Source organism: Sphingomonas sp. Ag1, from assembly GCF_000980895.1.
GTDB lineage: Bacteria > Pseudomonadota > Alphaproteobacteria > Sphingomonadales > Sphingomonadaceae > Sphingomonas > Sphingomonas panaciterrae.
Genome location: NZ_LAZX01000056.1, coordinates 1 through 9,137, shown reverse-complemented (window position 1 = coordinate 9,137; position 9,137 = coordinate 1). Strand labels below are relative to the sequence as shown.

The following is a 9,137-nucleotide window of genomic DNA, read 5'->3' as shown; positions in this document are numbered from 1 at the left end:
GCAAACCCGGGGCGGTTCAGGGCAAGGTTTTTCGGATAGCGCCTCATAAATCCGCTTTGCATCGATCGCGAAGCGAACGTCGTGTCGTCGAGCTAGCCGAAAACGGGTTGAGGACCGCGGCTGTATGGAGCTGCGTCTAATTCCTTTGATGCTGTCCAGAACTCGGCCTCGAGCACAACCAGCAGCCGAGCGTCGGGCTTGAAAGGATGCTGGTGGCGAGCGTGTCGTGGCGGCTCGCACGCTCGCGATTGCGGCAACCAGGCAGGCCGGAACGACGCCTGCATCCCGCAATGCCCACCCGGCTGGTCAGCGTCGTAGCTTTGGTCGAAAAGCAAGTCGCCCCTGTGCCCGGCCGCTGAAGCAGCACGGGCCCGGCGTTGATGCCTACATTGCTGAAGGTCAATATCAGCGCATCGGAGCGGACGATGACTTCGGTAGGCGCCCGGGCCTTAGTCCAACAACTATACCTATCTTTGATCCTCCGTTGGGGTTATGGGGTCGCAAAGATTGGCGTGGGGGACGCAAAGTGAGCGACAGCGCAGGTCGAATAAAGGACGTAGATTTCACCACTCCTGTGGGCGCCCTAGAGAGTTTGGGCTCTTTTTCCGGGCCTGTAATAGTGGATCTAGATGAAACGCTCTATCTGTCGAATTCCACTGAGGACTACATCAGTTTAGCCCGCCCTTACGTTCTACTTTGTTATTTACTCAGACTATTAGGAGCAATCAAGCCCTGGCGATGGACGGGCGGAGATTGCAGCAGAGACAACTGGCATGTACTTGTCGTTTCTGTGTTCTTCCCCTGGACTCTCGTAAGATGGCGACGCTTCTGCCGAACAGCGGGAACGTGTCGCATGAACAACGCACTTCTCGACGCGCTTCTGTCGCGCTCTGAACCCGTAATCATCGCAACCAATGGGTACAGGCGATTGGTAAGGCCGCTTCTCGAAAGAACTCAGGCCAGCCACTTTCACTTGGTCAGCTGCAGCACACGCGCCTTTGGCGATCGATCATGTGGCAAGGTGGCGCTGGTCGAACGGAGCCACGGCACTGATCTGATCGGCAGAGCGGCTATGGTCACGGATTCGCTGGACGATCGCAATATCCTGTCGAGGAGCAGCTTACCGCTGCTTACGCAATGGCCGAACATTCACAAGAACCCGCAATATCGCGATTTCGCTTACATTCCGGGCGATTATCTCAACCGGGTTAAGCAGCCTGGCGTGAGAGTCTGGCGCATACTGCTGCGGGAGGACGTTCTACCTTGGCTTCTAATGTGCCTTTCGGGACTCACCATCACGGTTCCCCACATCGCCGGCTCTCTGCTGCTCTTTTTCTCTTTCTGGTCTATCTATGAAGCCGGTTACTTCGACAATGACAAGTGCGCAGCACGGTATGAGGGCGACCCTCAACTTAAGCCAGAGTTCGCGAGATTCACGAACCCCTTCCTTGAAGTCTATTGCTGGGTATGGGCAATCGGATTAGGTGCAGCAGCGGTATGGCTTATCCACCCCGATCGATGGTATATTGCTGGTCCTGCCTGGCTTTGCGTCCTCTTCAGCTGTCGAATGGTCTACCACTTTTACAACCGCGTAGACAAGGACACGCGTGTGTTTGTCTATCCGGTTCTACAAGCTTTTAGGTTTGGATCACCTATAGCGATCATAGATCTCCATTCGGCCGGAGCGGCGTTGATCCTCAGTCAGATTATACCGCGCTGGTTTGAATATGGGGTCTATCGTTATCAGCGCAAACACTTCGCTCTTTCAACGTGGCCTAAGGTACCAGCCCGGACGCTTCGGTTGATCACATTTCTGCTGCTTCTTGTCGCGATTTTGATCGCGCGAGGGATGGACGCGATAATGGCGCCGGCGTCGCTTGCCCTATTGCTCTTCGCCTATGCAGTTTATCGGTTCGAAGCTCGCGAACTGAAAGCAGACTTTCGGAGGCTAAACCGCATGCCTGTGACGTGATGGGGTGGACCGCGTCCTGTACCAGCGTAGCTATGCGATGCTGTGAGATGCTTCCTAGTGGACCTGACAGGTCTTCGCGCTTGGATAAGAGTGAGGCATATGGCTGAGCTGCGACCAGCGCTACAATGACGACGAGGTCCGTTTTGGACCCCGAAGGTAAGGTTTGGATCGTCGAGGAAAAGTATCTGGGCATCCCCAATAACCCTGGTGTGATCCGGCCGGAGATGATTCACTGCACCCGACGGCAGGAGGCGGCAGATGCATCAGGCGGGATTGTTCGGGCTATCGGAGCAGCTCAAGCGGTTGTCGGACTGTCCCGCTGGAGACGATGGGGCGGGTGGTAGATTTTGAGGTGTTCCGCCCGGCGCTGGAGAAGGCGCTTGCTTATGGCAGCGGCGCCAAGGGTGGTCGGCCCCCCTATGATCCGGTGGCGATGTTCAAGGTGCTGATCCTGGCGGCGCAGAACACCGTCAGCGATGCACGAATGGAATTCCTGATCCGCGACCGGTTGAGCTGGCTGCGGTTCCTGGGCTTCGACCTGGGTGCGCCCACGCCTGACGAGAACACGATCCGGCTGTTTCGCGAGAAGCTGACCCGTGCCGCACGATCGGCGCGCTGTTCGTCGCCTTCGACCGGCAGCTGCGCGAGCGTGGCTATCTGCCGATGGGAGGCCAGATCGTCAACGCCACGCTGGTGGCCGCGCCGAAGCAGCGCAACACTGCGGCCGATAAGGAGGCGATCAAGGCGAGCAAGAGCGCCGGCGAGATATGGCCGGATCAGCCAGCCAGGGCGGCGCAGAAGGACACCGACGCGCGATGGACGCTGAAGTTCGCGAAGGCACGGGCCTTGCCCGATAGCCGGCCGGGGATCGACATCGCCATCCCCAGCTTCGGCTACAAGAGCAGCATCGCGATCGGCCGGCGCTAACACTATGGCTTCATCCGCCGCGGCAAGGTCACCGATGGTGCGCGCTTCGACGGGCGCATGCTGCGTGACGTTGTCACCAACGACAACACCGCCTCCGACGTGTGGGCGGACACCGCTTACCGCAGCCGCTCCAACGAGGCGTGGCTCAGGTCGATCGGACGCGTCAGCCGCGTTCACCGCAAGAAGCCCAGGGGCAAGCCGATGCCGGCCCGCACCGCCCGCGCCAACGCCGCCAAGTCAACCGTGCGCGCCCGCATCGAGCACGTGTTCGCCCGGCAGAAGGACCAGATGGGGCTGTTCATCCGCACCATCGGCATCGCGCGTGCCGAGACGAAGATCGGCCTCGCCAACCTCGCCTACAACATCGACCGCCTGATCTTCCACGAGCGTAGGGCCGCCATAGGATAGCTGTGCCCGGCAACCCCGCTATCTGGTCATGAAGCGCCAAATACGGCCCCTGCCAAGCCGGCAGGAAGGCGAACTACGCTCTCGTCACGCCATTTCGGTGCCATCTGACACGTTAATAGGAGTGCCCAGCTGCCGGGCATCAGCGTGTGCTGATCCCGGCCTTCCGGCACACCTCGCCGACGCTCGTGCCATCCTCATCCTGCTTCACCACGAAGATTCGCGCCTCCGAAAACTTCGATCTTTTTGTCGCATGTTCCGCGTCTCGGCCCCTCCTCAGCACTGGAATTTTCCAGCTCAAAGCGGTCTAGAAAACCGGCAGCAGGTTCAGGGGCCATCCACCCTGACGTGATGGGGTGGACGACCCCATCACGTCACGTCACAACGAAGATAGACGACCACACCACCTTCAATCGGGCGCTATCCGCCTCACAAGGGGTAGCCTTTCAGCTTTCAACGCTGAGATACTACGCTCCGCCACGGTCACTCTCAGAAATTCTCATAAAGTCTGGTGATGTTAAGCCGCTCAATCAAAGGTCCCGTGTAGTAGCGTCTCGGCGAAGCGGCGCACCTGGGGGCCGACGTCCTCGCGCCCAAGCGCGAGTGCGAGATTAGCTTGAATATAGCCTGCCTTGTCACCGCAGTCATAGCGTTCGCCCTCAAAGCGAAAACCATGAAAGGGCTGGCGCCCGATCAACTGGGCCATCGCGTCGGTCAGTTGGATCTCACCGCCCGCACCAGTCTCGTGAGCATCTAGGATCTGCATCACTTCGGGTTGGAGAATGTAGCGACCAGGGATCATCAGGTTAGAGGGCGCCGTACCCTTGGGCTTCTCCACCAGCGCCTTTACCTCCACCAGCCGTCCGTCATCCGCGCCAGGCGAGATGATGCCGTACTTGCCAGTTTCCTCAGGCGAGACCTCAAGGGCGCCGATGAAGTTGCCGCCTACACTAGTATATGCCTCAACCATCTGGCGCATGAAGCCGCCAACCATCAGCTCGTCCGGCAGGATGACCGCGAAGGGTTCGTCGCCAACGACCTCGCGGGCGCACCAAACGGCATGACCTAGCCCAAGCGGCTCCTGCTGCCGGATATAGACTGGGCTACCCGGCTGCATTCGAATGCCTTCAATCGCCGCGAGCGACTTGCCACGCACCCGCAATGTGTCCTCGAGCTCGTAGGCGATATCGAAGTGATCTTCGATCGCGGTCTTATTACGACCGGTCACGAAGATGATCTGCTCAATGCCCGCTTCCAACGCTTCCTCGACTGCGTACTGGATCAAGGGCTTGTCGACGACCGTCAGCATTTCCTTGGGCATAGCCTTGGTAGCAGGCAAAAAGCGCGTGCCGAGTCCCGCTACTGGAAAAATCGCCTTACGCACGGCCTTGATCGTCAAATTTGTTCTCCCAAGCTGGTCAAGGTTCTGGTCGCCTAAGCTCATTCCGAGACAGACACGTTACAATAATGACCAGAACTAACGCTTCTGGCAGTGACCGCTACCGTCACTCAAGACGACCTCAGATAGTGATTTCACAACGCAACAAGGATACATGGGAAGAACTTCAAACCGCATTGGTGTTAACAACCCAGCGGAACTAGAATGTGTTCTTATGTACGAGCACTTTAAATGTCGCAAACAGGATGTAAATATCGCGGCCAATTGACCAACCAGCAGCATACTCCAGGTCACTTTGAAGGCGGTTTACCAAATCATCACGATGATGTGTCGCTCCACGAAATCCACGAACCTGCGCCAAGCCTGTAATTCCAGGTTTAAGCACATGCCGATGCCAGTATCGTTCATCGACATCCCAGAACAGCCGGTCGCCCGCTAGTGAGCCAAGCGCATGGGGGCGAGGGCCAACAAGGCTCATTGAACCGCCCAGTACATTTAAAAGTTGCGGCAGTTCATCGATGCTCGTGCGTCGGATAATTCGGCCAACGCGAGTGATGCGGTTATCGTCGCGGCTAGCGGAAATGGCACCCGCAGCATCCGATAGCTCGTGGCGCATTGAGCGAAATTTTAGAATCTCGAAGAACGCGTTGCCGCGACCAACCCGACGCTGACGAAAGAATACTGGACCATTACTGTCGAGCTTGATCGCGATTGCGGTGACGATCAATACTGGTGCCAAGGCAAGCAGCGCCATGCTACACAGCACGAGATCGAAACCACGTTTCATGATGCGTTGACTGAGATCGAGTGGTCCGGAGGCGACAGTGAGCGTCTCGTGCCCGTCGATGCGACCGAAACTGAAGGCACCAATATCAGCGATGTCGTCCACCATGATCTCGCCTAGCACGTTGGCACCCTTGAGCATCATTGCCCATTCCTTACGGCGCTTCGCCGGGCAGGCGACCACGACACGATCAACGCCACGCACCAGTTCGGCGAAGCGGTTGAGCATCATTGGATCGCGGAGGTCTGGTGCGATCCCAGCCTGTTTGGCATCAACTTGGATAAGCGATGCTCTTAGAGATGGCTGGACGTCATCCAAGACCACCATTTCCATGACTAGCGCGTCCCGCCATCGCTGACGAACGACTATCGCGATTGAATAACGTACAAGCACGACCAGCGCAGTGGCTACAATCATCGTCAGCAGCAGCGTCGACCGCGGCAGCCGCTGCTCGATACGAAAGAAGTATGAGATCAGAAAAAGGGCGCCGAAGGTAAATACCAAAGCTTGCAGCGCGGCAACACGACCGCAATCGCGATGACGAAGCGCGGTAACGGCATACGCGCCCGAGTTCATCGCTGCGCCAAGATAGATTGGCACTGTTACGAACAGGATGGCAAACCAGTTATCGTCAAGATTTTGGAACACAAGTGCCGCCAGGAATGCGGTCACGAGCGCCAGGATATCGGCCACGGCCATCGTTGCACAAAGACGCAAACGCAGCGCCTGCGACGTGGCTCTGCGGCGTTGAAGCCCCAACCGCGTGTAAGGCATACTCGCTATCGTCACTACTCCCCGACCACCCACATCGCTGACGGAACACCCCCATGCCTAAAGGCATGCGATGACAGGCAGAAGTAAACGAACTACCCCGCCACGGTGATTCTATACAGATTCCACCGATCGCTGTGAATCAGAAAGAGCGGCAGCCACTTAGCCGAGGTGAGTAGCGGTGGGTGACAGCTGGTACACAGGCCATACGTGTCGTGCGGACGGGCGGAGGTGATCCGATCAGCCGAGAGCAACCAACAAAACAATCGCCCATATCGTCATTCCAGCGGCAAGCGCGCCGGCGAAGCCGATCAACGACGAGGTGGGAACAACGTCATTAGACGCCTGATGTCGCAACATTCTCTCCTGCGCCTACGAGCCGCGTTGGGTCGCAACCTCAAATAATACAACCATTAAACAGATAACTAGTTCCGCCGTCGGAGCTGCCGCCCCTCCGAACAGGACGCTTCGGGCTGCGCTTTACCGCTCGCATGCTCACCGGCGATTATCAGATTGATAACTTTCCCCGCGGAGGAATTGATAACCTTTTACGTGCAGGAGATGGGTGGAACAGATTGAGGTTTAGCGTTAATGGTTAGGGTCGCGAGAGCGATGGCGCCGTCGCGGGTGCAGGACTACGACCGGCGCAGCGCGCCGCGCGTCAATTTCGGCCGTCCTGGCACTGTGCGGATCAGCGATGCTCCTCCGGTCGAAGCATTTGTCTGCGACTTAACGCGAGAAGGCTGCCGTCTAGTTACTGATGCCCCAATCGCACCTGGACAGAAAGTTCAGGTTGGCATTGCGCATTTGGGGCTCACAGCCGGACAGATCGTGTGGTACGGAGAGTATGGCTACGGATGTAAGTTCGATGTGCCTTTGGCGCCCGGAGCAATAACGCGCGCGAGCGGCCCGAGCAACGTCACTGCCCTTCATGGCGCGATTTTGCCGGCAAACCCTACGGTAACGTCAAAGCTGGGATTGCGGGCGCGGCTCGCGGTAATTGTTGGGGCCTCGGTGATCGGGTGGGGTGCTGTTTTCGCGGTTGCGATGTTTCTGCTCGGCTGAGATGATCCCCTAATGAACCTGACAGAGTCGCGCTCTTGAACAAGAGTGAGGCATATGACTGAGTATACAACCAGGCGTTACAACGACGGCCGGGTGCTCTCCGGTGTTCAGCGCTGAGGCGCTGAACACCGGGGGAGAAAGTCCAGATCGTCGAGGAGACGTACCTACCGGGCATGAGCGTGTCGCTGGTCGCCCGCCGGCACAGCATCGGCGCCGTCCAGCTCCTCACCTGGCGGCGGTTGATGGCTCAAGGTGCGCTAACCGCAGCTGGTGCGGCGAGGAGGTGGTGCCCGCATCCGAGTACCGGGCGCTGCAGGCTCAGGTGAGCGAACTCCAGCAACTGCTCGGCAAGAAGACCATGGAAGCGGAGATCCTGCGCGAGGCCGTGTCCGGGGCCGCAGGCCCAAAAGAATGTATGGTCCGCCCCCGTCTGGCAAGCGTGAGATGCGGTGGGCAGACGGGGGCGGACCATCCCACAACTGCTGGCGCGCTCGACCTCGTTGCCGGGGGACAGTCAGTGACCGCGATCGCCAACGTCATCGGATGCATAACCGACCGCCCCCCCGAGGCAACGAGGACGGCCCCCCGCTGCCTGACGTCGAGTTGGTCGCCGATCTGCCGACCTACGGTTATCGCCGCGTCCATGCGCTGCTGCGCCGCCCAGCCCAGCAGACCGGGCGCGCAGCGCCCAACCCAAAGCGCGTCTATCGCGTCATGAAGGTCCATGGCCTGCTGCTCCAGCCTCAAAGCGGCAAGGGCGAAGACCGGCGCTGCGACGGTCGTGTCACGGCCGACCGGCGCAAACGCGTTAGAGATCGGCTGCAACAACGGCCAGAAGGTGCGCGTCGCCTTCGCGCTCGACTGCTGCGACCGAGAAGCCATGGGGCACGTCGCCACCACCGGTGACATCACCGCCGAGGATGTCCGCGACCTGATGGTCGCCTCCGTCGAGCGCCGATTGGTCTTAAATTGCTCATGCTTGAGGCAGTGATGCATCTTTTCTTTCAAACACGCGATTCGTCCCTGTATCCCATCCCTAGAACTCCCACCAATGCGTCCTTCAAAATAGAAAAGCGGCTGTTCTCTACAGTCGAATGCCGAAATTCCTCTTTGTGGAAATGGAGTTCTAAAAATGCTGCAGCTCGTGACGTTATACTTTCTCCGGTGTAGAGTTTGAGTCGTCCCGCAGAAATATCTGACAGTCTTTTGTAGTGCTCTTTGGCATCTCCCGCAGCACTGGATAGCATATCCTGATGCTTGGCCACATCCTCAAATATTGTTTTCATAGCCGCATAGAAAATAGCGATTTCCCGATATCGCCCGACTGACGTGCTCCCCAAAGCTCTACCAATCATAACTGGAGTCCGGGGTTGTTATGGTGCCCCTCGGGGCGGGGTTGCGCAACCCGCCTGGCAGCATCGGCGGGCGTCAGCCCGCCAACACCGCTATGCGGGCGCACATGGTTGTAGTCGTCTCGCCAGAGCCGCAGCACCGAGCGGGCGTGGCCGAGCGACACGAACAGCGTCTCGTTGAGGCATTCGTCGCGCAGACGACCGTTGAAGCTCTCGACGTAGCCGTTCTGCTGCGGCTTGCCCGGCGCGATGTAGTGCCACTCGACAGGTCGCTCCTGCGTCCATCTCAGGATCGCCAGGCTGGTCAGCTCGGTGCCGTAGCACATTGGGAAGCGCGGGTTCGGGAGCCGCTATGGCCCTGATGAAGACAAGGCCGCGTAGCGGCCGCAGGCTTCATCAGGGCAAGCCATGGCCGGTCAGCAGGTATCTAAAGTGAGGTTGTCGAGACAACACTTTGGAGGC

At 58.6% G+C, this 9,137-nt stretch carries 7 protein-coding genes and 4 pseudogenes; 8 read left to right on the top strand and 3 right to left on the bottom strand.

Annotation, left to right across the window (positions count from 1 at the left end):
* The first annotated feature begins 226 nt into the window (after positions 1–226).
* The 4 genes and pseudogenes from XM50_RS21085 to XM50_RS21070 all read left to right on the top strand — a co-directional run bounded on the left by XM50_RS21085 (position 227) and on the right by XM50_RS21070 (position 3,307).
* Positions 227–1,972, top strand: a complete 1,746-nt coding sequence (locus XM50_RS21085) for an HAD family hydrolase (protein WP_443024620.1) — start codon at positions 227–229, stop codon at positions 1,970–1,972.
* A gap of 328 nt (positions 1,973–2,300) precedes the next feature.
* Positions 2,301–2,510, top strand: a pseudogene (locus XM50_RS21080) (transposase); the annotation flags it as partial.
* A 125-nt stretch (positions 2,511–2,635) separates the two neighbouring features.
* Positions 2,636–2,899, top strand: a complete 264-nt coding sequence (locus XM50_RS21075; protein ID WP_443024623.1) for a hypothetical protein — start codon at positions 2,636–2,638, stop codon at positions 2,897–2,899.
* Between the two features lie 12 nt (positions 2,900–2,911).
* A complete protein-coding gene (locus XM50_RS21070; protein WP_443024621.1) occupies positions 2,912–3,307 on the top strand; it encodes a transposase in 396 nt (131 codons plus the stop codon).
* 523 nt (positions 3,308–3,830) lie between these two features.
* Here XM50_RS21070 and galU read toward each other — a convergent pair.
* Together galU and XM50_RS00835 are read right to left on the bottom strand one after the other, a co-directional pair.
* Positions 3,831–4,703: a UTP--glucose-1-phosphate uridylyltransferase GalU gene (gene galU / locus XM50_RS00840; protein ID WP_046406602.1), complete on the bottom strand. Its 873-nt coding sequence runs from the start codon at positions 4,701–4,703 to the stop codon at positions 3,831–3,833.
* A 199-nt stretch (positions 4,704–4,902) separates the two neighbouring features.
* Positions 4,903–6,261 carry an exopolysaccharide biosynthesis polyprenyl glycosylphosphotransferase gene (locus XM50_RS00835; protein WP_046406598.1) on the bottom strand — a complete coding sequence of 453 codons (1,359 nt, stop codon included), beginning with the start codon at positions 6,259–6,261 and terminating at the stop codon, positions 4,903–4,905.
* Positions 6,262–6,870: 609 nt separating this feature from the next.
* Between XM50_RS00835 and XM50_RS19350 the strand changes: the two genes are divergently transcribed.
* From XM50_RS19350 to XM50_RS21055, 4 genes and pseudogenes are all read left to right on the top strand, one after another.
* Positions 6,871–7,323, top strand: a complete 453-nt coding sequence (locus tag XM50_RS19350) for a PilZ domain-containing protein (RefSeq protein ID WP_231621811.1) — start codon at positions 6,871–6,873, stop codon at positions 7,321–7,323.
* A gap of 140 nt (positions 7,324–7,463) precedes the next feature.
* Positions 7,464–7,649: pseudogene (locus XM50_RS21065) on the top strand (transposase); the annotation flags it as partial.
* Positions 7,650–7,734: 85 nt separating this feature from the next.
* Positions 7,735–8,013 (top strand): annotated as a pseudogene (locus tag XM50_RS21060) (hypothetical protein); the annotation flags it as partial.
* A gap of 34 nt (positions 8,014–8,047) precedes the next feature.
* Positions 8,048–8,314: a hypothetical protein gene (locus XM50_RS21055; RefSeq protein ID WP_443024622.1), complete on the top strand. Its 267-nt coding sequence runs from the start codon at positions 8,048–8,050 to the stop codon at positions 8,312–8,314.
* Between the two features lie 360 nt (positions 8,315–8,674).
* Here XM50_RS21055 and XM50_RS00825 read toward each other — a convergent pair.
* Positions 8,675–8,992, bottom strand: a pseudogene (locus tag XM50_RS00825) (integrase core domain-containing protein); the annotation flags it as partial.
* Between the last annotated feature and the right edge of the window lie 145 nt (positions 8,993–9,137).

Bases quoted from the DNA above. Each gene is read 5' to 3' on its own strand.
- XM50_RS21055 (WP_443024622.1), top strand. From the start codon at position 8,048: ATGGCCTGCTGCTCCAGCCTCAAAGCGGCAAGGGCGAAGACCGGCGCT.
- XM50_RS00835 (WP_046406598.1), bottom strand. From the start codon at position 6,261: ATGCCTTACACGCGGTTGGGGCTTCAACGCCGCAGAGCCACGTCGCAG.
- XM50_RS19350 (WP_231621811.1), top strand. From the start codon at position 6,871: ATGGCGCCGTCGCGGGTGCAGGACTACGACCGGCGCAGCGCGCCGCGC.
- XM50_RS21075 (WP_443024623.1), top strand. From the start codon at position 2,636: ATGGGAGGCCAGATCGTCAACGCCACGCTGGTGGCCGCGCCGAAGCAG.